The sequence below is a fragment of the Streptomyces lacaronensis genome (genome assembly GCF_047337785.1).
Lineage (GTDB): Bacteria > Actinomycetota > Actinomycetes > Streptomycetales > Streptomycetaceae > Streptomyces > Streptomyces lycopersici.
In genome coordinates this window covers 63,381-85,218 of sequence record NZ_JBLHDK010000003.1, presented here as the reverse complement: position 1 = coordinate 85,218, position 21,838 = coordinate 63,381, and the positions used below count along the sequence as shown (strand labels likewise).

The following is a 21,838-nucleotide window of genomic DNA, read 5'->3' as shown; positions in this document are numbered from 1 at the left end:
TTATGCATGTGGCGGTAACCGGTGGAAGCGGCACGCTCGGCACTTACATCATTCCAGAATTGGTCTCAGCTGGTCATCACGTTACTTGCGTCGGCCGTAACATCCCGAGAGCGCTCGGAGTGAGGTTCGTCCATGGTGATATTCGGGCTCCTGGTGGCCTTCAGGGCGCGTTCGCAGGGCAGAACGCCGTCGTGCACCTGGCTGCTGTGCCCGGCCCCAACTGGACAACTCCCGCCGAGCTTACCGAGGTCAACGTCAGCGGCACGGTCAACGTGCTGGAGGAAGCCGTCAGAGCGGGAGTGGACACGGTGGTCTTCGCCTCGACCGGAGCCGCCACGGGCTTCGCGTTCGGCGACCCGGTGCCGCGGTACCTGCCGATCGACGAGGAGCATCCCAACGAGCCACATGATCCGTACGGACTCAGCAAGCTCCTTGGAGAACTGGTCTGCGCTCGGTACACACGCGCGTACGGGATTCGCACCATATGTCTGCGCGTCCACAACACGTGGTACGTGGATCGCCCGGGCACCTCGCGCGCGATGGGCACCGCCGGCTGGGGGCGGGACGTCACCGTAGAAGGCCTCTGGGGCACCTATCTGCGAGCCCTGCTTGAACCGGAGGCACAGAAGATCCCCGGGCCTCCCTCAGCACGCCGTACGCTTTGGGGCTTCGTGGATGCTCGAGACGTCGCACGAGCTTTCGTTCTCGCGGTGGAGAACGAGACGCTCGACCACGAGGTGTTCCTTGTCACCGGCGCCGAAACATGCTCGACGCTGGACACGCCCGCGCTGATCGCTCGGCATTTCCCGGGAATGACGCTGAAAAAAAATCTCCGCGGGCACATGACTCTGCTGTCCCATGACAAAGCGAAAAAGCTCATGGGATACCATCCCGTGCACTCGTGGAGAGAAAGCGACTTCGCCAATTGGCTGCGTCGACGCCATCCCGGATTGGCATCGGCGATGAGAACGCACTCCCCGGTGCTCGGTGCGAGCCATGGAAAAAAAACTTGACGACGATCAGAGATGCGGCGTACTGCCGGATCTCATGTGCCCCTGTCGTTTTCGCAGGTTTTGGAAGGACACTGTGTGCCGAAGCCACTGATCACCATAGCTCTGCATGACGGCTGGTATGGAGCCGCCACTGGAGCGGGGCGGTCCAATCGGGCCTTGCTGAGCATCATCGCCCGGAGCCTGGCCGCCGGCGTGGAACTAGCCGTGCTCCCAGTCCGTTTCCTCAACGGACACGGGTGGCACCAGCCGCGTTGGCACCGTGTCGCTCAAGCACAACTCGCTGATGTGCCCTACCACGTCTACCCCTTGGGTGACGGAAACTTCGGTGGACAACACTTTGGCTCTTTGGCCACCTTCCGGCCACTGGTCGCTGACACCGCTTCGATCGTCGACCAACTCGCCTCCAGCCATCCGCAGGGTGCGCTCATAGCCATCGACCGCCTTTTCTCCGGTCTCGGCCCGCTGCTGCCCAATTCGCTCGATTGGGAGTTGCTGTACCTGCCTCGTTCCACTGCCGCTCACCACGCCGATCCCAGCGAACGGGAATGGGAGCAGCAGGGTTTGGACGGCTGGATCAAACACGGCGCCCGAGTGGGAGCCATTAGTGTCCACATGCGCGCGATCCTGGCGTCCTGCGGCGTGCCTGAGGAGAGGCTACTCGACGTACCGGGAGGGCTCACACCGGACGATGACATCCCGCTTTCCGCCGCCCCACAGTTGCCCCTCGCCGCACGGAGAGGCTTCCTTCTGGCTATGGGGCGAGCTCAGCCCTACAAGGGGTGGGATGATCTCTTGGACGCGCTGACACTCTTGCGCCAGCGTGCCGTCCGGCTTCCTCACCTGCTGCTGGCCGCTGTTACAAATAACAATAGCCAACTCAGCGCGTACCAGCGCCACTTAGACGACCGAATTCGCAAGCTCGGCCTCGACGCGACGTTATGGCCACGTTATCAGCACGGCCTTCCCGGGCTGCTCCACGACCCGCGATTGCGCGCCGTGGTGATACCTTCCCGCATCGAGCCCTTAGGTCGGATACCTCTCGAGGCATATGTGGCCGGAGCGGCTCCGGTCATCGCCACCACCGCAGGTGGGCTCTCCGAGACGGTCCTGGACGGTGTTACCGGTTACACCTGCCGCCCCGGTGATCCAGTTGACCTCGCCGGAGCTGTCCAGCGTGCCTTGAGCGCTCCTTCACGCACCATAGACCTCTTCCGTGAAGCGGGGGCCCGTCTAGCCGCTGACCGCGACTACACCACCTGCATAACCAGCGTGTTGCGTGCACTCGCGCCCTGGGCCACCGAAGTTGGTCCGGCGGATAACTACGGCGCGCCTTGCTCACCGTCCCCGCCCTCTTTCTGATTCCGAGAGGGGCTGGAAATCTCGCAGGCGCGGGCGCGTCAAGAAAGAGTGCTCAGTCGGGACGCCACATGCATGAGCATGCTGGCATAGTCCCGTTCTTCCGTGGCTGGCTGATTTGATTGGATGGCCAAACTGACGGATCCCGATGGAATCTGTCCACGCCACACCACCGCGGAGATCAGGTCCCAACCGGAGACTGGTGCCCGAGTGCGGGCATATAAACCGTCGCTCAACCGTAAGTATGGTTGAAGCAAGGGCGCGTCGAGTCGAATTCTGGGCATCCGCCGGTTAAGAGGCTGACCTTCTTTGAGGTGAGCGAGCACTACTTGACCCGGGGCGTCCGCCTGCAGGGGGGCGGCATCCAGGTCTGAGGTAGCCGCGCTGTCGCTCCGCAGCATCCGGGAAAATGTGTCAGAGCTGCTTTCACGTATGCCTACACACTTCCTCAGTGGTTCATCCCCAAGCAGGACAGCAGTGTGCAGGAGAGCTACTCGTTTGGTGCGGTGATGGAGCGTTGCCAGTACCCGATGAACGTCGGCGGAAAGCTGATGCAGTGGTTGGAGTTGCGTCCTGGAAGTGCTATCTGTCTGTGCGTCGATCAGGCCGTAGGTCCCGCCCCCTCCTTTGTAGAACACCCCCTCGCTGACGCCGGCAGCTAGGACGCGACACGTGGTCGATGGTGTCATTCCGGATAATTGTGAAACCTCGCGCAGTGGATGTGGGCCGTCGGGTAGGTGATCGCGAAAGAGTCGCACGAGACGTAGGGCCTTCCCCCAGGCTGAGACGCGACTCGCAGGTACGGTTGAAGGTAAGGCGTGCGCACTCTTTTCCACGACATCTCCCATCGTTCAATGCTTCTGCGAGGTGGTGCCGATCACGATTGTGACTGGGCATGACCTGCGTGCCACAGGGGCCGTTAGGCGTTCGGCGTGAGGGAGCGCTATATGCAACGGGGCTCGCCCGCATGCAGACGGTTCTGCCGGGTTCGCCGGTCAGTGGATCGTGTCCATGACATATTCGCAGAGCTTAGGTGCTCGAGTCAACTACCTGTGCTTGTGCTAATCAATTACGCAAGGTGTAAGAGGTCCCCTTTCTGTACTACTAGGGTGAACATAGCGGCGGGTCCCAGACATCGAGCACGCTCGCGTGTAGCTATAGAGGACGTAAAAGATGGCCTCAGCCAAAAAATCCACCCCGGGCTGATCATGTGGTTGCTGCTTCGGGCGTGTTCGGCATGGTTCGAGGCCCGATTTGGTGACGGAAGTGAGTCCGGCGCAGGGGGCGAGGTGGGCGACGGTGGGGAAGTCGGCGCCGCCGACGGTGACCACCAGGATGGCGGTCCTTGATCCGATGCCGGGGCGCGGGTCTGCGCTCTGGTGCCAGTCAGGGGCAGGGCGCCTAGCGAGGCAGGTTGGCCCGCGATCATCAGGGTGGTGCCGAATTTTGCGCCCGACTCGTCGAAGCCAGCTTGCAGCTTCAGCTGGCTGTGGCGCAGTTACGTGTTGAAGCCCCTATTGTCGATGGGGGTGAGTACGCTGCCCTGGCGGGCCAATTTTTGCCGACGTTCAGGTCGACCTCTTCGGTGTCGTGTTCGACAGGCTGGAGACAGATCTCTTATGACTGTATTGGGGCCTCATATCGTATCGTGCTGGCTCGTGCAGTCAGCCTCTGTGTTGTTGCTCGACGCAGTCGGGTCTGCCCAGGCGGCCCACGTTTTCAGCCGCTCGGAGTAGGCGCGTTTGGCAGTCTGATGGGGAGCTGGTCCGAAGAAGACCCTGAGCGGAGGGTTCTCGGCATCGACGATTTTCAGCAGTGCGGGCCCGACCCTGGCCGGGTCACCTTGCTCGGATACCCTCGATGCTGCGGCCAACACCTTTCGGATCTCCTCGTAAGCGGATATAGGCTTGGCCCTTGCTGCGGACGAGCCGGCCCAGTCGGTGCTGAATGCGCCAGGTTCAACAAGGGTTACCTTAATGCCGAAACCGGCCACTTCCTGGGCCAGCGACTCGGTGATACCTTCCAGGGCCCATTTCGAGGCGTGATAGCCGCCTAGGCCGGGAAACGCTACGATCCCACCGATACTGGAGATCTGGAGAATGTGACCAAAGCGTTGTTGGCGCAGGTATGGAAGTGCTGCCTGTGTCACCCATAGGGAGCCGAAAAGGTTCGCCTCCAACTGGTCGCGGATGTCCTGCTCGCTGAGTTCTTCAACGGCGCCGAAAAGTCCGTACCCCGCGTTATTAACGATCACGTCAAGGCGTCCGAAGTGCTCTTTCGCTCGCTTCACGGACTCGAACACCGCAGCCCTATCTGTCACGTCCAGTGTCAGCGGCAGAAGGGCCACGTCGTGGGCGGTCCGTAGGTCCGCGAGGGATTCGGTGTTGCGGGCTGTCGCGGCGACCTTGTCTCCGCGGGCTAATGCGGTCTCCACGAATTGGCGACCGAATCCACGGGATGATCCGGTGACGAACCAGACCTTGCACATGGCGTCCTCCTTGGATGTGGGGGGAGAGGGAGACGCATGGCTCGGTATAGTTCTATCTTATTTTGACGCCGTCTGTCGATGACGGTTAGATGCTTTTCAGCCCGATCTCCGTCCGAGTCGCGTGTAGGAGCGGATGCTGAGGACGCTCGACGAGAGGGTCGTGTCGATTTTAGTGTCATGTAAAATGACCCATACGGCATTGATGCTGACTTATATGTCAAGCTGAGTGCTTTGTGGGTCATTCGGGCAAGGCGTTGGAGCAGGACATGGCCGCGGCGAGGCCGGGAAAGACCAGGTAGTTGCGGCGTGGACGTTGGGGAACCGAGACGCCGACGGTCAAGGGTGGTCCGTGCGATGGTTTCGTTGGGTTGGTCATGGGGCGGAAAGCGTGGAGCTGGATTGTTCCTGAGGGGCTGCGGGAGATCCCCGCAACTACCTGGCCTTCTTCGGCCTCGCCGTTGCCCTCTGCTTCTGCATACGCCTCCTCAAACTGACCATGTAGGACCCGGTGTGAAGAGACGATCAGGTCGCCCACCTGGTCGGACAACACATCTTTGTCGAAGCGCACCGGCGGCGGAGGGCCTCTCCTTGGGGGCGGACGCCTGATTGGCGGATCGGGCGGGAAACGGACGGTAGAACTGGACAGGGCGTGTGTTGATGGGTAAACAAGCAAGCGAGGCACCGGGTCAACTGCTGAAGCGCCATTTGTCCCATGGGTGGGAGAATCATCGGCCCGGCCAGCAATCCGGTGCAGCTTCACTCGTGGTCCGTAAGGTCGGAGCCTGCCCCGATAAGTCGATGTCGGGATCCATGAGAGAAGTACGATGACGGTGACGCCTCGTAGAAAACTTTGAGTTATGGCAGACATCTTTGAGACCTTCGCGCTACTACGCAAGGACTTTCCAATCCTGGAACGCAGGATCGGTGACGGCAGGCGGATGGTCTACCTGGACAGTGCGGCTACGGCACACAAGCCACTGCGCGTCTTGGATGCTGAGCGTGAGTTCTACGAGCAGCACAATGCCGCAGTGCACCGTGGTGTCCACACGCTGGCGGATGAAGCAACAGACGCGTATGAGCGCGCCAGGCAGCGCATCGGCTCCTTCCTGAACGCCGAAGCCGACGAGGTCGTGTTCACCAGGAATGCGACTGAGGGGATCAATCTGCTCGCCTACTCAATGAGTAATTCGGGCATCGCCGGGATTGAGGCTGAGAGATTCCGTATCAAACCGGGTGATGAGGTGCTTGTCACCGAGATGGAACACCATGCCAACCTCCTGCCATGGCAACAGTTGTGTCTGCGGACCGGCGCTCGGCTGAATTGGGTTCCGGTGACGGAAAATGGTCGGTTGGATCTGTCCGGTCTGGATGACCTGCTGACTGAGCGGACTCGGATCGTGGCTTTGACCCATCAGTCGAACGTCACCGGCGCGATCAACCCCGTATCGGAGATTATTTCGCGGGCGCACGCGGTCGGTGCTTTGACAGTGTTGGACGCTGCCCAATCTGTGCCCCACATGCCCGTCGACGTGCGCGCTCTTGATGTGGACTTCCTAGCCTTTTCTGGTCATAAGATGCTGGGGCCGTCCGGGATCGGTGTTCTGTGGGGGCGACGTGAACTTCTTGAAACGATGCCACCGTTTCTCACCGGCGGCTCCATGGTCGAAACAGTGTTCATGGACCACAGCACGTTCGCTCCGCCACCTCAGCGCTTTGAAGCCGGTGTGCCGATGACAGCTCAGGCCGTCGGTCTCGGCGTGGCTGTTGACTACCTGTCGGGCATCGGCATGCCCACCGTGTATGAGCACGAACGTCTTTTGACTGCCTACGCGTTGGACCGAATCAAAGCCTTGCCGTACGTCCATGTCATCGGCCCTCAAACCGCCGAGGATCGTGGGGCCACAGTGTCGTTCACTATGGATGGCGTCCATCCACATGACGTTGGCCAAGTGCTCGACGAACAGGGCGTTGAGGTTCGAGTGGGTCATCACTGCGCATGGCCACTGCACCGAGCTCTAGGTGTTCCCGTAACTACTCGTGCTTCGTTCTACATCTACAACACACTTGCCGAAGTGGACACGCTCATCGACGGCCTGGAGCGCGTCAAGAGGTTCTTTGACTGACCGATGGGGGCGCCGAAATATGGAGGCGCCAAGAACGACGTCCGCGCTGGTCATGCAGCCTGATGGCGGCCGGGCGCGGCGTTGATGGCGCTGGACTGCGGTGCTGTGCAAGTCTGTCGTGTGCCACTGGCGATCAACGATTACGCCTGGGGTGTGGTCTTCTGTTTGAGGGCACCGTAGTACAGCTGGTTGGACTCTCGGCGCGAGTTCGGGAGTGACCACCGCGTTGATGCTAAGGGGCTGTCGGGAATAAGTTGTTGTTTCCGGCTTTGGGGATCGTTGTTGTGGTACGGGGAGTGCGGAGGGAGGCGAGGACGTCCTGGCGGCGAAGGTCTTGCTTCGCGCCCGCCGGCGCCGGCCTGGCGGCCGTCCAGACCGGCGGACGAGGCGAGGTCACGCAGGGACGTCGAGCGGGGGGTGCTGGAGCACGCGGGGCTTGTACTCGACCAGCTGGATGCGGCCGTCGAAGGTGCGGTGCTCGATCATCTCGAGGGCAACGTCCGGATAGCCGTCGTAGATGCGTTCTTCGCCCGTGGCCCCGGTGATCACCGGGAACATCACGACCCGGAAGCGGTCGACGAGTCCGGCTCGTAGCAGGGACCGGCACAGGCTGAGGCTGCCGATCGTGCTGAGGAGCCTCGAGCCACTCGACTTCATGGCACGGACGACCAGTACGATCGCGCGCTCCCTGTCGAGAAACAGCTGAAGGTGCTTGAGGTGCGCGAGCGTGACGGTGTTTTCTCAATTGCCGCACATCGGCCGGATTGACTGGAGGCCGCCTCCGTCGACGAACTGACCCCAGGCCCTCAGCGTTGTGATTGGCGACGCTCTGTGCGGTGCCGGCATCGCGCACGGTTGCGGCTGATGACGAACAAGCAGTTCGGCATGATCCATACCAGGCGTTGCAGGAGCCGCTCGGCGTCACGCCCACGCGAAGCGGGTAGTCGGGATTCACGAAGCCGAATCTGCAGCGTTTCGCGCGAGCCGATGCCCAATTTCGCGACGACGGCGTTGATCGCTGTCGACTCGGTCGGGTAATCGCCGCGGATCTCGGCGACCGCACGCTTGCGCAGCTCGGGCGGGTAGGAAGCCCTGCCATGGCTCTGACCTTTACGCGCTTCACCTCACCCGGGCGGTTCACTCTTTGGGCTGGCTTTCGTGTTGCTGTCGGGTCCGGATGCGGGCGGCCGGGCAGGCTGGTAGTTGTGAACGACGATCGTGACGCACTGGGCCGGGGTGGCCCGGGTGGTGCGACTGGCGCCGGTCGCCGTCGGGATGTGTGTTTCGAGTTCCGTGTCGACATGGTTCAGGGTCCGGGAGCGGAAGCTCTGGCTCGGCAGCAGGTGACCGTATTGCGCGATGTGGTGAGCGGGGTCGCGCAGCAGCGAGAGCAGAGCAGCGCTTCCGAGTCGACCACTCATGGCGAGGACGGAGCGGTGGGCCGGGAACCAGGCCTCGGGCCATCGCCATGCGAGCGGTAGGCGCTGGCTCATTCTGACCTGTGCACCTTACGGTGGGTGACCAACCGCTTGCTGAAGTTACCCCCTCTGGTTCGAACCTGCGACGCTGAGAGCCGATGCTGACGTTTCTCATCCACCCTTGTTGACCTGCGGAGACGCGAGGCGAAGACAGGTTGTGCGGCGGGACCGGGTCTGTGCGCGGTCACTTGTGTCCTGGTGCCATAGGTAGCCCCACAGGTAGTCGTATGGCGTCTCTGACCTGCGGGAATGCAGGGTGTAACGATGCGCCCCCGGCAGGGCACTACGCAGAAGGATGACCCCACTGACCTGCGGAATTTGGTCGGCAGGCTGGTGATCAAGGGCAGTTTCGTACCCGTGTCGTGGGGCGGAGCGGGCCGATGAATGGTGAGAGGCCGACACGCGTCGGTGGCCGGTCGGGGGCTGCTTTCGAGCGGGCGGTCACGCTTCGGGCGGTGACGGGGATCATGGCGGCGGTGGTGGGTCTGACGTTCTTGTTTGGCTTTGGCAACGTATGGACTCTGGCGCTGCGGTTGGGCGTGCCGCCGTGGGTGGCGCCCTTGGTGGCCCCGGCAGTGGATCTTTCTGTTCTGGGGCTGCTGCTGGGTACGCGGTATCTCGCGCTGCAGGGTGCGGGTCGGGAGCAGCTCCGGCCGGCGCGTCGGCTGTTGGTCTTCTCCAGTCTGATGACTTTGGCATTGAATGTGACGGATCCACTGCTGGCGGGTCAGAATGGCAAGGCTGCTTTCGATGCGGTTGGGCCGTTGCTGTTGATCGGTTGGGCAGAGGTGGGTCCGGGGCTTTTGCAGGCCATCAATGGTGCCCCCGGGCGGGCGTCACGTGAGTCCGAGAGGGTAGATGTCCCGGAGTGTCCCGAAGATCATGTTGCGGTGATGGTCGAGCAGGAGAGCGCCGATGGCGACCAGCGGTATGGCCAGGTCCTGGCGGAAGATGGTCAGCTCGGTCAACTCGGGGCTGATGGGGACGGTCTTCTGGAGCGTGCGGTGGCAGAGGATGCGTGGCATTGGCAGACGTATCAGCGGCCGATCTCAGCTGAGACGCTACGGAAGCGACTACACGTTGGGGCGGCCAGGTCCCGGATGTTGGTGTCCATGGTGCGCTCGGCAAGGATCGGTAACGTGACGATGGAGACGTCGTCTCCCCAAAGCGGGTCTTCAACTCCGCAGCTACCTCACCAAGTTGCCAGTGTGAGTGAGGAAGGGCCGAGGTAGAAGGGCCTCTGTGGTGCCCTGCGGCGGGGCCTCCGTAGGTGTTGGGGCGGCGTTGCTACTTCGTGTCGTTTCAGGCCATGGCGGGGGAGCGACGCGACTGAGGTGCCGGGGCCCTCATGTTCTTGCGAAATGATTTGGACGGTGTCGAAGCCGAAGAGTTTGCGGTGTGGATCTCGAAATGAATATGCCTGGAATGCCGGACTTCGTGAAAGTGCTTCGGGAGGGACCTGATGCCAGATAGACATGCAGGTCACGGAGTCTGCTCCCCGCACCCGCGGAGATGGTCCCGGGCCTTCGCGCGCTTCGACGCCAGCCGGTACCTGCTCCCCGCACCCGCGGAGATGGTCCCACCACCATCGTGCAGCTGTTACCCGCAGGGAACTCCTCCCCGCACCTGAGGGAGATGCAAGGGCCCGACGGCGGCGCTCTGCAGGGTTACAACGCCCAGCTGGCCGTCGGGGCCGACGGATTGATCCTGGCCTGCGAACTTGTCCAGGACGGCAACGACCGGCGACAGCTCAAGCCGAGGGGCAGTTGCCCACCGTCGACAACGTCCGTGATCAATACAGCGCGACCCGACCCGGCTGGAACACGTCACCGAGGCCGTCCGTGCCGCGCTGGAAGAAGCGACCCGCACGGCCGGGCACCCGCTGGTCGGCCTGGTCGACGTAGCGGGGTTGTGACGGATCGCCGGGGCGGCGTGAGGCGGTGGTGGGGGTTCTCATCGGAGTTTCGAAGGCCTTCTGATCGCCTGCTGAGCACGTAAGAACGCCGGGTTGCCCCGCCCGGCCGCTCGCGCTTCCCACAGCCCCGGCGATCGGTGATCCCGCCCTCCGGAGCGGACTCCGGCCCTCGCTCGGCCACAAGAGGATCCAGTACCGGCCTCACCTGATCGATGACCGAGACAGCCTCGCCGAGACCGGTAGGTCATCGAGCCACCGGACACCGCGCGTTCAACCTGAGTACCGATGACGGTGGTTCTGGGTGGCGGCAGGCGGCTGCCCTGGGTTGAGTCGGTGGGCTTCGCGGAGTCGAACGATCTCTTCATACTGGGCGGCGATGCTAGCCAGGGCCTGGGTGCGGAAGCGAGCAGGTCGATCCTCTGCTCAGATCGGGCGAGCCGATCCCTGAGTTGGTGTTCTCCGCTTCGAGGTGGGCGATCCGTGCTTCGCGTGAGTCGAAAATCTCGCCGGCCGGTTCGAGCGACACCGAGGAATCTCGCCGCAACCCGGTGTCACCGTCGCCTTCGGTGGCGTTGGCCGGAATGTGGCACTGCCGCACACGCACGGCATCGCCGCTCAGCGTCTGCTCAGTTCAAGCTCGTCGGGCTGGTGCGCCCCGAGGCGGGCGTCTCCGTACGCTGTAAGCCGCCGCTGCTCCACTCCCCCCTGTGCCCTGAGCGGCCGTCACGTGCGGGCGGGTGGGACACGGCGGCTGAAGGCCCGCCGGTACGCGGTGGGCGTGGTGTTGAGTGTGCGCCGGAAATGCAGCCGCAGGTTGGCGGCCGAGCCCAGGCCCGAGTCGCGGGCGACCACGTCGACGGAGTGGTCCGTGGCCTCCAGCAGTTCGCGTGCCAGCCCCATCCGGGCGGCCATCAGCCACTGCAGGGGCGTCGTGCCCGTCTCCTCGACGAACCGGCGCATGAAGGAACGCTCGGACATACCGGCGTGCCGGGACAACTGGGGCACGGTGAGCGGCTCCCCCAGGCGTTCCAGTGCCCAGGCCCGGGTGTCGGCCAGCGCCGTGTCGCCGGCGTCCGCGACGGGCGCGGGTACGTACTGGGTCTGGCCTCCCTCCCGGTGGGGAGCGGCGACGATGCCCCGGGCGATCTGGTTGGCCGCCGCGGCCCCCAGGTCACGCCGGACGATGTGCAGGCACAGGTCGATGCCGCAGCACACCCCGGCCGAGGTCAGGATGTCGCCCTCGTCGACGTAGAGGACGTCACGGTCGACGTGCACGGCGGGGTGTTCGCGCTCGAGTTCGTTGGTGTACTGCCAGTGCGTCGTGGCGTGCAGTCCGTCGAGCAGACCGGCCGCGGCCAGCACGAAGGCACCGGTACAGATGGACACCACGCGCCGCCCCCGGCCGTGGGCCGTTACCAGCGCGTCGAGCACCGCCTCCGGGAACGGCCGCGGCAGTACGCCTGGGGCGAATCCCGGCACGATCAGCGTGTCGGCGGCGTCGAGGGCTTCCAGTCCGTTCGTGATGGCCATCGCGAAGCCGCTGTTCGTGGCTACGGGACTCTCGGGTCCGCACACGGAGATCTCGTACGGGGTCTCCGCGCGCGGGGCGAAGATCTGCAGAGGGATGGCCAGGTCGAGAGGGGCCATCCCCTCCAGCGCGAGCACGACGACTCGGTGAACGGGCATGGCAGTATTCTAACGAAGATAGGCACTTCTGCCACTCGCGGCGGCCAGACGGTGCGAAGACGCTTGGGGCATGACCAGAACCGCTCCGCAGCCACCGTCCGCGCCGGCCCCCGGCGAGAGGGGCGACACGAACGGCGAGGACATCACGTCCTTGCCCGACACCCCGCTGGCCCGCGCCGCGCTGAGCCTGGCGGTGGGTGCCGAACCGGCGTCCATCGCCAACCACAGCATCCGCAGCTACCTGTTCGCCCGGCTGGTGGCCCGCACCCTCGGGATGGCCGCCGGGCGTGATCACGATGAACGGCTGCTCCTCCTCGCCTGTGTGCTCCATGACCTCGGGCTGGCGCCGGAGGGGGAACACTTCCAGCGGTTCGAGGTGGTGGGCGCCGACCGGGCGGCGGAGTTCCTCACCGCACAGGGGCTGCCCGCCGCCGAGGTGGATGCCGTGTGGGAGGCCATCGCCCTGCACACCACGCCCCAGATCGCAGAACGCCGCGGCGCGCTGAGCCTGCTCCTGCGGGAGGGGATCTGCGTCGACTTCGGGGGCGTGATCGGCCCCGGGACCGTCCCGGACGCCGTGACCGAAGAGGAGGCCCGCGCCATCCACGAGGCCTATCCCCGTCTGTCGATGGTCAGCTCGATCGTGGAGGCGATGGCGACCCAGGCGGCCAGGCACCCCGCGAACGGGCCGCGCTACTCCGTCGGCGGAGAACTGCTCCGCGAGCGCGGCAACCCGCCTCGACGGACCCGCATGGAAGAGGCCGCGCTCTCCTCCCGATGGGGCAGCTGACCCGAACCCGCACCGACCGCCGCGGGCGGAACCCCCGCAACCCGTCCACAACATAAGGACCACCCCCAGTGAGCACGTACACCGTCACCATCCCGGAGGACTCCGAGGTCTTCGGAGCGACGACCGGAGGGTTCGCCCGGTTCGAGTACTCGGCCGCGGTCCGCGCCCGCGGCCTGCTCTTCATCGCGGGCCAGGTCGGGTACCGGCCCGACGGGAGCCTGCCGGAGACCATCGAGGAGCAGACCGAGTGGGTGCTGCGCCGGACCGAGGAGGTCCTTCGGATCGAGGGGCTGGCCATGTCCGACCTCGTCGAGGTCGTCAGCTACCACCCGGACATGCAGGAGCACCTGGCGGGCTTCCTGGAGACGAAGAAGCGCTTCGTCAAGGAGCCGTTTCCCGCCTGGTCGATGATCGGGGTCAGCGGCCTGGCCCGGCCCGGGTTCCTCCTGGAGGTGCGGGCCGTCGCCGCCTACCCGGACAGTGCCGCACGGTAGCCGCCCGTATCGGGCGGACCCCACCGCTCGCCCCTTCGACGGGAGCACCAAGGCATGCCGCCGGCCTCGCGGGCCCATCGCCACCACGAGCCGCGGTGAACCCGGTCGGCAAACCGGCCCGCTCCCGCTGGTCTCGCACATCAAGGAGTAGCCATGACCACATCCGCTCAGCAACGCACCGCCTTCGAGTCCCTCCTTGCGTGCGTGGACGGCCGCGCAGGCAAGGACGCCGTCGCTTCGTGCCTCGCCGAGAAGGTGGTGCTGAACAGCCCAATCCTCGATGAGCCGGTCACCGGCCGCGACGCCGTCGCCGAAGTTCTGCAGGCCGTCTACGCGCTGGGCGACCTCACCACGGAGGAGGTTCTCAGCGGCGAGGCCCACCAGTCCGCATTCTTCCGGCTGCAGATCGAGGACACTGTGGTCCACGGGATGGACTACGCCCGGTTCGACACGGACGGCAGGATCATCGAACTGTCCGTGCTGTGGCGTCCGTTGCCGTCCGCGGTCGAGATGCAGGGGAATATCGCGCATGTCCTCGGCATGCAGCCGTGGGAACTGCACACGAAGGGCGAATGACGATGAGGGCCGTGACCTGGTGGGGGCGTACGAGAACGTCGCGGCGATGCTGGACGACATCGCGGAGGTGGACGGCGGCCGCGGCACAAGGGTCGCCTTCGACGACTTCCTGACCGGCGTCGAGGACTTCGACGCCCGGATCCCTGACACGTGACCCGTTGCTGTCCGACACGTACAGCCCGAGCGCGCTATATCGTTCGGCGCTGAGCACGTTCATCTGAACGTCGCGGGACCTCCACCCGTAGGCCGACAAGCGTCAGTCCGCAGCAGCGAAGAGGGAGTCCTGTGTGGCCTGGAAGCGGTAGGGCTAGGTTCCGGTCTGGATCAGCGTGCAGCGGAAAGTGATCCGGTCGGCGATGGCCACCGTTATCTCGACCTCACGATCCGAATCTCGCTGGTGTGCAGCAGTTTCATGTCGTGGACGGAGAAGTGATGAAGAACTTCCTCGGCCGGATGAACGAGACCGCGTGACCTCGATCTGACACACCTCTACGTCCTACGCGACCGGGAAGCGACCGTCGAGCACCTCGCGGACCTCAAGGAGGACCAGGTGGCGTTCACCGCGCGCGTGCGCATCACGACGTACAAGGACACTCGGCCGTAAGAACGGCTGGGAGCTTGCCCACCACTGCTCGCCCTTCTCCACGAACACCGGGATGCGCTGGCTCGTGACCCGCTGGAACCCGCGCAGGCGTGCGAGCAGCGCTGACGCCAAGAGGTCGCGCAGACAGGCGCGGGGCGCCCCCGTCAGCGAAGCCAGCACAGATCTTGGTGATCCTGGAGTTGCAACGCTCGGTGAGCACCGGGGATATCTGTGCTGTACTGCCATCGTGGCTGACCGAGCCGCTCTGGGACCAATCTGCCGCGCTGTTTCCTGGGCAGCCAGCGGACGACACGACCCGCTGGCTGCCATCGCCCACGCATCAGCGACCGGACCGCTACCAGACGACCGGGCCGGACTTGTCGAAGAAGCCGCCGGTCGGGCCGTCGGCGCCGATCGAGGCCATGCGGACGACGATCTCCGCGCCCTCTTCGATGGTTTGGGTGCCCTGATGGCCGTTGAGGTCGGTGGCGGTGTAGCCGGGGTCGACGGCGTTGAACCGGACGGTGGGGAACGCCTTGGCGTACTGCGAGGTGACCATGACCAGCGCGGTCTTGGACGAGTTGTAGTCCAGCAGTGTCACCTGGAACTCCACCCGGCTCGGGTCGGCGCATGCCGCCAGCGAGCCCAGGCCGCTGCTGACGTTGACGACGACCGGGGCGTCGCTTGCTTCCAACAGCGGCAGGAAGGCGTGCGTGACCCGCACGACGCCGAAGACGTTCGTGTCGTACGTGGTCAGCATGTCGGCCCCGGTGACCTCGCCGACCGGCTTGCGCGCGCCCACGATCCCGGCATTGTTGACCAGGACGTCGAGACGGCCCGCGTCCGCGCGGAGGAATTCGGCTGCAGACTTCACAGAATCCTCGTCGGTGACGTCGAGTTGAACGAAGCGGGCGCCGAGCATCTCGGCCGCCGTTCGACCGCGGTGGGCATCGCGTGCCCCGACATAGACGGTGTGCCCGGCCTCGATCAGACGACGAGCCGCCTCGAAACCGAGGCCCTTGTTCGCTCCAGTGATCAATGTGGTGGTCATGTGCTCACTCCGGTGATCGGTGGGTCGGTGATGTCTCCATCGTCGGCGCACCGCAGACGAACAGGCAGTGCCCGCCTCAGCCAGTGGACCAGCAGTACCAGGCTGTCCAGGCGCGGCGGCGCGATACTGGGACGGTGAGCAAATCCAGGGAACTGGGCAGAGCCCTGCATGGCTGGCGGGACCGGATCGCCCCCGCCACGGTCGGACTGCCCGCGCGCGGGATACGTCGTGCCGCCGGACTGCGCCGCGAGGAACTGGCCCAGCTCGCCGGCCTCCCGGTGGACTACATCACCCGCCTGGAACAGGGCCGGGCCACTTCCCCGCCGGCGCAGGTCCTGTCCGCGCTGGCCCGTGCCCTGCGGCTGTCGGCAGCCGAGCGCGGATACCTGTACCTCCTCGGGGGCCAGCCGGCGCCGGGCCCCGGGCAACTGTCGGCCCACGTCCCACCGGGGGTCCGAAGGCTGCTCGACCAGCTGGACGGCTCACCACTGAGCGTGCATGACGCCGCCTGGAACCTGATTCTGTGGAACCCCTTGTGGGCGGCCCTGTTCGGAGACCTGTCCGCGCTGCGCGGACGCGAGCGCAACATCGTCTGGCGGCACTTCGCCGGTCTGCCCAGCCGGGTCAGCCACACCCCCGAGCAGGAGGCCCTGTTCGAGGCGGCCGTGGTCGGAGATCTCCGGGCGGCGACCGCCCGCTACCCCGCCGATGCCGGCCTGCGCTCCCTGATCAAAGACCTGCGGGGGGTCAGCACCGACTTCGTACGCCTGTGGGACACGGGCATCGTGGGCGTCCATGAGTCGGACACCAAGACCGTCCATCACCCCGATGTCGGCGCAATCACCTTCGACTGTGACGTGCTGACGGCTCCCGGCAGCGATCTGCGCATCGTCGCCTATACCGCCGCTCCTGGCAGCGACGCCGCCGACCGGCTCGGGCTCCTCAGCGTCATCGGCACCCAGACCATGACCGAAGACGGCACCCCCGGGATAGCAGTCGGCGGACGCACTCGACCCCCATGGCCCGCAGCCCGGCGTACCGACCACCGACGACAGCTCGCCGCCAACGCCGACGAGAGGTCCCCAGATGGGCGCGGTCTCATCGGCAGCGGATCGGGCGATCGTCCCAGCGGTGGGTGGTCTATGCCTCGAATCAGGCTACGAACGGTGATGATGGTGTCGGCCAGGTCGAAGAAGGCGTCGATGGCAGTCGCCCGGCGCTCGTAGCAGCGGGCGAGGCGGTAGAAGGCGTTCTGCCAGGCGTGGGTCCTTCGACATGCCACCTCTGACCTGCCTGGATCGGTGCTTTCTCGCCCTTGTGCGCGATGCGGCCGTGCAGGCCACGCTCGTCGAGCAGGGCGCGGGTCTTGCCAGAGTCGTAGCAGGCGTCCAGGTGCACGGTGACGTCGTCCGGCAGAAGTCCCAGGTCGTCCAGACAGTCCAGAGCCGAGGCGAGGAGCGGGGAGTCGTGACGGTTGGCTCCGGCCAGCACGCGGCCCAGCCGAATTCCGTAACCATCCGTCATGCCTGAGCGTTTGAGCCCCTGTTTGCCACGGTCGACATGTGAACGTCCGGCGACCTCACCGCCCCTGGTGCCTTGGTGACGGAGCCATCGACGGCGATCCGGTCGAGCACGAGGTGCACCACCGCGCCGATCCGCGCTGACGCTAAGTCAGCTCGGTGCCGGGGCGGTCTGGGTGAGGCCGGCGAGCAGCAGGTCGATCATGTGGCGGGCCTGGTAGTCGGGGAAAGTTTCGACTCCGATGCACAGGTTGCCGATGGCGAGCATGAAGTCGTAGGCCCGTACGTCGGCGCGTGTGCAGCCGGCGCAGGCAGAGGCTTTCAACAGCTGGTCGAGCACGGGCAGCAGGCGTTCGACGAACTCGTTGTGCAGGGCCTCGAATCCGGCTTGGTCCGAGTGCAGCGCCTCGGCGAGGCCGTGCTTGGTGACCAGGAAGTCGGCGAACCGGTGAACCCACCGCCGCAAGACCTCATAGGGCGTGTCGGCGGCAGCGGGATTGTCGGCGGCAGCGGCGAGCGCGTCGAGCTGGTGTCGGAAGACCGCGACCACCAAGTCCGCCCGGGTGGGGAAGTGGCGGTAGATGGTGCCCATGCCGAGGCCCGATTCGGCGGCGATCTCCCGCACGGGAGCGTCGATCCCCATACGGACGAACACGGCCGCGGCGGCGTCCAGGAGCTTCTGCTCGTTTCGGCGGACGTCGGATCGCTGGCGGCCTGAAGGCGCTGGCGGCGTGTCGGCCGTGGACATCGTGAGAATCTCCCCAGTTGCAAATCGGAGCGCTGCTCCGTATCGTGATCCGGAGCAGCGCTCCGATTGCCATGATGCCAGACATCGCGCAGCACGGCCCACTGGGCTTGTCCGAGATGGGCATTCACTCACGAGTGACACCACGTCGGCCGCCGGCGGCAACGGCTTCACCACCCCGGTGGTCTCTGTCAGCCCGATCGCACTGGCCGCCCCGGACCGCGGCCAGGACCTGCAGGTACGGGTCACGGCGCCGACGACCGGCCGCAATCTGCCCGTCGTCGTCTTCTCCGTCCCGGCGCAGGTCACCTTTGTCGACGTCCTGCGGGTCCGGCACGAGGCGGACGGCATCCCGCAGATCGAGCCCGCCTGGCTTTTCGACCACCTCATGCCGCTCGGCGGCGACCCGAACGGGCCCCGCCGAGCGGCAGGACACCGCCGTCACCGGTGAAACGAGCGCGATCCGGGCCGAGCGGCGGACACCCTCGGTGCAGGCCCGTCGGCATCGTCGCGATCACGCTGTTCTCACCGGATTCCTGGTGGGGTGCGGTGCCGGGTCGTGTCCGGAGCGGGACAATCCGCGACTCCGCTCACGTGCCGCGGGTCAGGGCCGGTCGCCCACGAGAGCGATGGCGCGTGTCTCGGGAACTCCCAGCATCAGCAGGCTCGTGATCGTCGCCGCTCGGGCGCCATGGGTCCCGTTCGACCGGTCGCTGTCCGCGATGGCGAACACGACGCCGTAGGCGACCTGGCTCAGAAGGCCCGCCGGCAGGTGCTGTGCGAACACGCCGCCGTCCTGGCCCCGTTTCACGAGGTCGGCGAGGAGTTCGTCGACCGGCCCGAGCAGGGCGTGGATCGCCTCGCCGTACTCGCCACGGCGCAGCGCCAGCAGCACTCGGTACCGGTGCGCCACCGGCCATAGGCGGGCGACGAATTCGACCCATGTCGCGTCCGCTTCCGCGCCGGAGGCGTTGACTTCGTCGAGTACGGCCGTCATCTCGGCGACGGCCCGTTCCGTGAGGGTCCGGACCAGGTCGAGGCGCGAGGGGAAATGGTCGTAGACCGTACGACGGACGACGCCGGCAGCGGAGGCGATCTCCCCCATTCCGGCGTCGGGGTTCTCGCCCAGCACATCGAGGGCCACGTCGAGGATGCGATCGCGCGTCTCGATCATCGAGCGCACGCGGGCGGACTGGGCGGACACGGCACCAGTATTGCACACGGGTGTACAGTGAGATTGACTGTACACCCGTGTGCAGTGAAGAGTTGCGCCACGCCTCGAAGCTCAGGAGAGGAGAAGAAGGCCATGACCGCACCGACGCCGCCTGCCTCGGCCCTCGTCCGCCCGTTCACCGTCTCGATCCCGGAATCGGAGATCGACGACGTCAAGCAGCGACTGGCCAGAACCCGGTGGCCGGATCCGGAAACGGTGGGCGACTGGTCGCAAGGGGTTCGCGTGGAGAACGCCAGAGCTCTCGTCGACTACTGGGAGCGCGGCTACGACTGGCGGCGCCTCACGTCCGAGCTCAATCGCTTCCCCCAGTTCCTGACCGAGATCGACGGGCTGGACATCCACTTCATCCACGTCAGGTCCAAGAACCCCCACGCGATGCCGCTGATCCTCACGCACGGATGGCCGGGCTCGATCCTCGACTTCCTGAATCTGATCGGCCCGCTGACCGATCCGGTCTCGTATGGAGGCAACGCCGCCGACTCATTCGACGTCGTCGTCCCCTCGCTCCCCGGGTTCGGGTTCTCCCAGAAACCCACGCAGACCGGGTGGACCGTCTCGCGCATCGCAAGCGCGTGGGCGGAGCTGATGAAGCGACTCGGCTACACGCGATGGGCCGCGCAAGGCGGCGACTGGGGCGCCGTCGTCACCACCGAGCTCGGGGCCACGCGACCTGAGGGGCTTGCGGGAATCCACCTGAACACCCAGTACGCCTTTCCCGCGCAGATGCCCGACACCCTCACGCCCGAACAGCGCGACGCCGTCGAGACCCTCGCCCTCTACACCGGCGAACTCGGAGGGTCCAACCACCTTCAGGGCACGAAGCCGGAGACCGTCGGATTCGCCCTGGCGGACTCCCCGGCCGGCCAGGCGGCCTGGATCTACGAGAAGTTCCAGTCCAAGACCGACAACCACGGGCTCGCCGAGGACGCCCTCAGCATCGACGACATCCTCGACACGATCTCCCTCTACTGGTTCACCAACAGCGCGGCGTCCTCCGGCCGCATCTACTGGGAGAACAGATCGCTCACCTTCGCCGGCCCGAAGGTGACGCTCCCGGTCGCGGTGACCGTCTTCCCGAAGGACATCCCACGCGTGCCGCGCAGCTGGATCGAAGACACCTACAGCAATCTGATCCACTACGGCGAGGCCGACAAGGGCGGGCACTTCGCGGCCCTGGAACAGCCAGAGACCCTCGTCAGCGAAATCCGCACCGGCCTGCGCACCCTTCGTTCCTGACGCCAACGCGCGAGCCCAGCGGACAAGAAGCGAGCCTTCCGTTTTGCCCGTTGGGCTGGATCAGGATTGCCGGTCGGCGGGGACGGCCGGAGCCTGAATGCCGGGCTGTACGAACAGTCCGGGTTCGGTCTCGTCGAGGAATCCGAGGCTGACCAGGCTTGTGAGTTTCGCGCGGGTGCCTGCGACGTGCTTGGGCATCACGGGTGGATCCGGCGCGAGGCGCAGGTCGCGGGCGCGTAGCGGTCGGCGTTCACGCTCGAACACGTCCATGATCTGCTGGTGGCCGCGCCGTCCGGCACGCCGGGGCCGGGTGGTCGCTCGAGGTCGACTATCCCTCCGGACACGGTCTCCATGAGGGAACGTTCAGTCACCGACTCTGTCGTTTCGTGCGCGCTTCCCTCCGGTTTTCCCGGCCGGAGCTCCTGGCGGCGCGTGGCCTGGGCCGCACGCCGCCGGCGGCGTCTCAACGCACTGTGAAGTACTCGGGCCGGTCCAGGTCGGTGAGCAGGTCGGGGCCGGTCGGACGCCAGCCGAGTTCCTTGCGTGTCAGCTCGCTCGAGACGTGGTTGTCCCGGGCCACGAATGCCGCGAGCCAGCCGAAGTGGCCGGCCGCTTCCTCATTCGCCAGCGACCGCGCCGGCACGTTCAGGCGCTTGGAGATGACGTCCGCGATCGAGTGCATCGGCACGCCGTCCTCCGCCACCGCGTGGTACCTCGATCCGGCCGCCCCGTCCTCCAGCGCCAGCCGGAACAGCCGCGCGACGTCCTGTTTGTGCGCGGCGGGCCAGCGGTTGCAGCCCTGGTCCACATAGCCGGCCATGTTCTTCTTGCGGGCCGCGGTGATCAGCCGCGGAACCATGGCCTTGTCCCCGTCGCCGTGCACCGTCGGTGGAATCCGCACGATCGACGCCCGCACCCCCTGTGAGGCCAGGGCCAGTGTCGCCGTCTCGGAGCCGATGCGGGCCGCGCCGGGCGAGGTCGGGTCCGGTGCCTCGCGCTCGGTGATGAGGGAGCCGGATGCGAGCGTCATTGTCGGGAACGCCACGACGAGAGGTCCGCCGGTGGCCGCGAGGACGGACCCGAACGTGTCGATCGCCTTGCGGTCCGCGCCCGCCCCCGCCGCCGCGAACCGGCCGGTGATCGCGCGCGGGCTGCCGCCCAGCAGGATCCCGAGCCTGGTGCCGAACGGCATGTGCCCCATGCCGTGCAGGTAAGCCAGGTGGATCACACCGTCCGCCTGGGCCGCGCCCTTCCGCAGGCTGTCGAGGTCCGCCAGGCTGCCCTGGTGCACCGCGGCGCCCGCCGCCGCCAGCCTCGCGGCACCGTCGTCCGTGCGGGCCATGCCGAGCACCTCGTGCCCGTTGTCCAGCAGGTCCTTCACGAGGGGCGTACCGATGAATCCGGTCGCGCCGGTCACGAAAACACGCATGAGGGGACTCCCTTCCCGACTGACTGGCAGGGCATGGCCGTACCGAGTCCGTACGCAGCCGCACGCACCGGAGATCCAGGGCGACGACATCCGATGTCATCACCATAGCCACGATGACACT

The 21,838-nt window shown here is 65.8% G+C and carries 21 protein-coding genes and 4 pseudogenes; 11 read left to right on the top strand and 14 right to left on the bottom strand.

Annotated elements, in window-relative coordinates:
* The first annotated feature begins 2 nt into the window (after positions 1-2).
* Together ACMTAK_RS01315 and ACMTAK_RS01310 are read left to right on the top strand one after the other, a co-directional pair.
* A complete protein-coding gene (locus ACMTAK_RS01315) occupies positions 3-1,013 on the top strand; it encodes an NAD-dependent epimerase/dehydratase family protein (RefSeq protein WP_413804413.1) in 1,011 nt (336 codons plus the stop codon).
* A 156-nt stretch (positions 1,014-1,169) separates the two neighbouring features.
* A complete protein-coding gene (locus ACMTAK_RS01310) occupies positions 1,170-2,372 on the top strand; it encodes a glycosyltransferase family 4 protein (protein ID WP_413804412.1) in 1,203 nt (400 codons plus the stop codon).
* Positions 2,373-4,005: 1,633 nt separating this feature from the next.
* Here ACMTAK_RS01310 and ACMTAK_RS01305 read toward each other — a convergent pair.
* The gene (locus ACMTAK_RS01305; RefSeq protein ID WP_413804411.1) at positions 4,006-4,857 is read right to left on the bottom strand and encodes an SDR family NAD(P)-dependent oxidoreductase; all 852 of its coding nucleotides are present in this window, start codon (positions 4,855-4,857) and stop codon (positions 4,006-4,008) included.
* A 238-nt stretch (positions 4,858-5,095) separates the two neighbouring features.
* Positions 5,096-5,425, bottom strand: a complete 330-nt coding sequence (locus ACMTAK_RS01300) for a hypothetical protein (RefSeq protein ID WP_413804410.1) — start codon at positions 5,423-5,425, stop codon at positions 5,096-5,098.
* A gap of 289 nt (positions 5,426-5,714) precedes the next feature.
* Between ACMTAK_RS01300 and ACMTAK_RS01295 the strand changes: the two genes are divergently transcribed.
* Positions 5,715-6,980, top strand: coding sequence for a cysteine desulfurase (locus ACMTAK_RS01295; protein ID WP_413804409.1), 1,266 nt, complete (start codon positions 5,715-5,717; stop codon positions 6,978-6,980).
* 393 nt (positions 6,981-7,373) lie between these two features.
* Here ACMTAK_RS01295 and ACMTAK_RS01290 read toward each other — a convergent pair.
* The 5 genes and pseudogenes from ACMTAK_RS01290 to ACMTAK_RS01270 form a co-directional block, all read right to left on the bottom strand.
* Positions 7,374-7,655, bottom strand: a pseudogene (locus tag ACMTAK_RS01290) (dihydrofolate reductase family protein); the annotation flags it as partial.
* 449 nt (positions 7,656-8,104) lie between these two features.
* On the bottom strand, positions 8,105-8,473 hold the full coding sequence (locus ACMTAK_RS01285) for a hypothetical protein (RefSeq protein WP_413804408.1): 369 nt from the start codon (positions 8,471-8,473) through the stop codon (positions 8,105-8,107).
* 821 nt (positions 8,474-9,294) lie between these two features.
* Positions 9,295-9,483, bottom strand: a complete 189-nt coding sequence (locus tag ACMTAK_RS01280) for a hypothetical protein (protein ID WP_413804407.1) — start codon at positions 9,481-9,483, stop codon at positions 9,295-9,297.
* A gap of 767 nt (positions 9,484-10,250) precedes the next feature.
* The gene (locus tag ACMTAK_RS01275) at positions 10,251-10,415 is read right to left on the bottom strand and encodes a hypothetical protein (protein ID WP_413804406.1); all 165 of its coding nucleotides are present in this window, start codon (positions 10,413-10,415) and stop codon (positions 10,251-10,253) included.
* Positions 10,416-11,096: 681 nt separating this feature from the next.
* A complete protein-coding gene (locus ACMTAK_RS01270; RefSeq protein ID WP_413804405.1) occupies positions 11,097-12,059 on the bottom strand; it encodes a GlxA family transcriptional regulator in 963 nt (320 codons plus the stop codon).
* 70 nt (positions 12,060-12,129) lie between these two features.
* Here ACMTAK_RS01270 and ACMTAK_RS01265 point away from each other — a divergent pair, with 70 nt between their 5' ends.
* The 4 genes from ACMTAK_RS01265 (at position 12,130) to ACMTAK_RS01250 (ending at position 14,073) form a co-directional block, all read left to right on the top strand.
* Positions 12,130-12,849: an HD domain-containing protein gene (locus ACMTAK_RS01265; RefSeq protein WP_413804404.1), complete on the top strand. Its 720-nt coding sequence runs from the start codon at positions 12,130-12,132 to the stop codon at positions 12,847-12,849.
* A 68-nt stretch (positions 12,850-12,917) separates the two neighbouring features.
* A complete protein-coding gene (locus tag ACMTAK_RS01260) occupies positions 12,918-13,343 on the top strand; it encodes a RidA family protein (RefSeq protein ID WP_413804403.1) in 426 nt (141 codons plus the stop codon).
* A 153-nt stretch (positions 13,344-13,496) separates the two neighbouring features.
* Positions 13,497-13,919, top strand: coding sequence for a nuclear transport factor 2 family protein (locus ACMTAK_RS01255; RefSeq protein ID WP_285554705.1), 423 nt, complete (start codon positions 13,497-13,499; stop codon positions 13,917-13,919).
* 19 nt (positions 13,920-13,938) lie between these two features.
* Positions 13,939-14,073, top strand: a complete 135-nt coding sequence (locus tag ACMTAK_RS01250; RefSeq protein ID WP_413804402.1) for a hypothetical protein — start codon at positions 13,939-13,941, stop codon at positions 14,071-14,073.
* 342 nt (positions 14,074-14,415) lie between these two features.
* Here the strand turns inward: ACMTAK_RS01250 and ACMTAK_RS01245 are convergent, their stop codons facing one another.
* Positions 14,416-14,682 carry a hypothetical protein gene (locus tag ACMTAK_RS01245; protein WP_413804401.1) on the bottom strand — a complete coding sequence of 89 codons (267 nt, stop codon included), beginning with the start codon at positions 14,680-14,682 and terminating at the stop codon, positions 14,416-14,418.
* A gap of 59 nt (positions 14,683-14,741) precedes the next feature.
* Between ACMTAK_RS01245 and ACMTAK_RS01240 the strand changes: the two are divergent.
* Positions 14,742-14,853: pseudogene (locus ACMTAK_RS01240) on the top strand (IS5/IS1182 family transposase); the annotation flags it as partial.
* 4 nt (positions 14,854-14,857) lie between these two features.
* Here the strand turns inward: ACMTAK_RS01240 and ACMTAK_RS01235 are convergent.
* Positions 14,858-15,553 (bottom strand): SDR family oxidoreductase, encoded by a 696-nt coding sequence (locus ACMTAK_RS01235; RefSeq protein WP_413804400.1) that lies wholly within the window; start codon positions 15,551-15,553, stop codon positions 14,858-14,860.
* A 134-nt stretch (positions 15,554-15,687) separates the two neighbouring features.
* Between ACMTAK_RS01235 and ACMTAK_RS01230 the strand changes: the two are divergent.
* Positions 15,688-16,524 (top strand): annotated as a pseudogene (locus tag ACMTAK_RS01230) (helix-turn-helix domain-containing protein); the annotation flags it as partial.
* 127 nt (positions 16,525-16,651) lie between these two features.
* Here ACMTAK_RS01230 and ACMTAK_RS01225 read toward each other — a convergent pair.
* A pseudogene (locus tag ACMTAK_RS01225) lies at positions 16,652-17,199 on the bottom strand (transposase); the annotation flags it as partial.
* A 25-nt stretch (positions 17,200-17,224) separates the two neighbouring features.
* A complete protein-coding gene (locus ACMTAK_RS01220) occupies positions 17,225-17,821 on the bottom strand; it encodes a TetR/AcrR family transcriptional regulator (protein WP_413804399.1) in 597 nt (198 codons plus the stop codon).
* A gap of 178 nt (positions 17,822-17,999) precedes the next feature.
* Here ACMTAK_RS01220 and ACMTAK_RS01215 point away from each other — a divergent pair, with 178 nt between their 5' ends.
* Positions 18,000-18,269: a hypothetical protein gene (locus ACMTAK_RS01215; RefSeq protein ID WP_413804398.1), complete on the top strand. Its 270-nt coding sequence runs from the start codon at positions 18,000-18,002 to the stop codon at positions 18,267-18,269.
* Between the two features lie 153 nt (positions 18,270-18,422).
* Here ACMTAK_RS01215 and ACMTAK_RS01210 read toward each other — a convergent pair whose 3' ends face one another.
* Positions 18,423-19,022 carry a TetR/AcrR family transcriptional regulator gene (locus ACMTAK_RS01210; protein WP_413804397.1) on the bottom strand — a complete coding sequence of 200 codons (600 nt, stop codon included), beginning with the start codon at positions 19,020-19,022 and terminating at the stop codon, positions 18,423-18,425.
* A gap of 102 nt (positions 19,023-19,124) precedes the next feature.
* Here ACMTAK_RS01210 and ACMTAK_RS01205 point away from each other — a divergent pair, with 102 nt between their 5' ends.
* Positions 19,125-20,288 carry an epoxide hydrolase family protein gene (locus ACMTAK_RS01205; RefSeq protein WP_413804396.1) on the top strand — a complete coding sequence of 388 codons (1,164 nt, stop codon included), beginning with the start codon at positions 19,125-19,127 and terminating at the stop codon, positions 20,286-20,288.
* A gap of 60 nt (positions 20,289-20,348) precedes the next feature.
* On the opposite strand, the gene ACMTAK_RS01200 is transcribed toward ACMTAK_RS01205, so the two are convergent.
* Together ACMTAK_RS01200 and ACMTAK_RS01195 are read right to left on the bottom strand one after the other, a co-directional pair.
* Positions 20,349-20,558: a hypothetical protein gene (locus ACMTAK_RS01200; RefSeq protein ID WP_413804395.1), complete on the bottom strand. Its 210-nt coding sequence runs from the start codon at positions 20,556-20,558 to the stop codon at positions 20,349-20,351.
* 193 nt (positions 20,559-20,751) lie between these two features.
* Positions 20,752-21,717: an SDR family oxidoreductase gene (locus ACMTAK_RS01195; protein WP_413804394.1), complete on the bottom strand. Its 966-nt coding sequence runs from the start codon at positions 21,715-21,717 to the stop codon at positions 20,752-20,754.
* Positions 21,718-21,838 lie beyond the last annotated feature (121 nt).

Bases quoted from the DNA above. Each gene is read 5' to 3' on its own strand.
- ACMTAK_RS01315 (WP_413804413.1), top strand. From the start codon at position 3: ATGCATGTGGCGGTAACCGGTGGAAGCGGCACGCTCGGCACTTACATC.
- ACMTAK_RS01305 (WP_413804411.1), bottom strand. From the start codon at position 4,857: ATGTGCAAGGTCTGGTTCGTCACCGGATCATCCCGTGGATTCGGTCGC.
- ACMTAK_RS01295 (WP_413804409.1), top strand. From the start codon at position 5,715: ATGGCAGACATCTTTGAGACCTTCGCGCTACTACGCAAGGACTTTCCA.
- ACMTAK_RS01285 (WP_413804408.1), bottom strand. From the start codon at position 8,473: ATGAGCCAGCGCCTACCGCTCGCATGGCGATGGCCCGAGGCCTGGTTC.
- ACMTAK_RS01280 (WP_413804407.1), bottom strand. From the start codon at position 9,483: ATGCCACGCATCCTCTGCCACCGCACGCTCCAGAAGACCGTCCCCATC.
- ACMTAK_RS01275 (WP_413804406.1), bottom strand. From the start codon at position 10,415: ATGAGAACCCCCACCACCGCCTCACGCCGCCCCGGCGATCCGTCACAA.
- ACMTAK_RS01270 (WP_413804405.1), bottom strand. From the start codon at position 12,059: ATGCCCGTTCACCGAGTCGTCGTGCTCGCGCTGGAGGGGATGGCCCCT.
- ACMTAK_RS01265 (WP_413804404.1), top strand. From the start codon at position 12,130: ATGACCAGAACCGCTCCGCAGCCACCGTCCGCGCCGGCCCCCGGCGAG.
- ACMTAK_RS01255 (WP_285554705.1), top strand. From the start codon at position 13,497: ATGACCACATCCGCTCAGCAACGCACCGCCTTCGAGTCCCTCCTTGCG.
- ACMTAK_RS01235 (WP_413804400.1), bottom strand. From the start codon at position 15,553: ATGACCACCACATTGATCACTGGAGCGAACAAGGGCCTCGGTTTCGAG.
- ACMTAK_RS01220 (WP_413804399.1), bottom strand. From the start codon at position 17,821: ATGTCCACGGCCGACACGCCGCCAGCGCCTTCAGGCCGCCAGCGATCC.
- ACMTAK_RS01205 (WP_413804396.1), top strand. From the start codon at position 19,125: ATGACCGCACCGACGCCGCCTGCCTCGGCCCTCGTCCGCCCGTTCACC.
- ACMTAK_RS01200 (WP_413804395.1), bottom strand. From the start codon at position 20,558: ATGGACGTGTTCGAGCGTGAACGCCGACCGCTACGCGCCCGCGACCTG.
- ACMTAK_RS01195 (WP_413804394.1), bottom strand. From the start codon at position 21,717: ATGCGTGTTTTCGTGACCGGCGCGACCGGATTCATCGGTACGCCCCTC.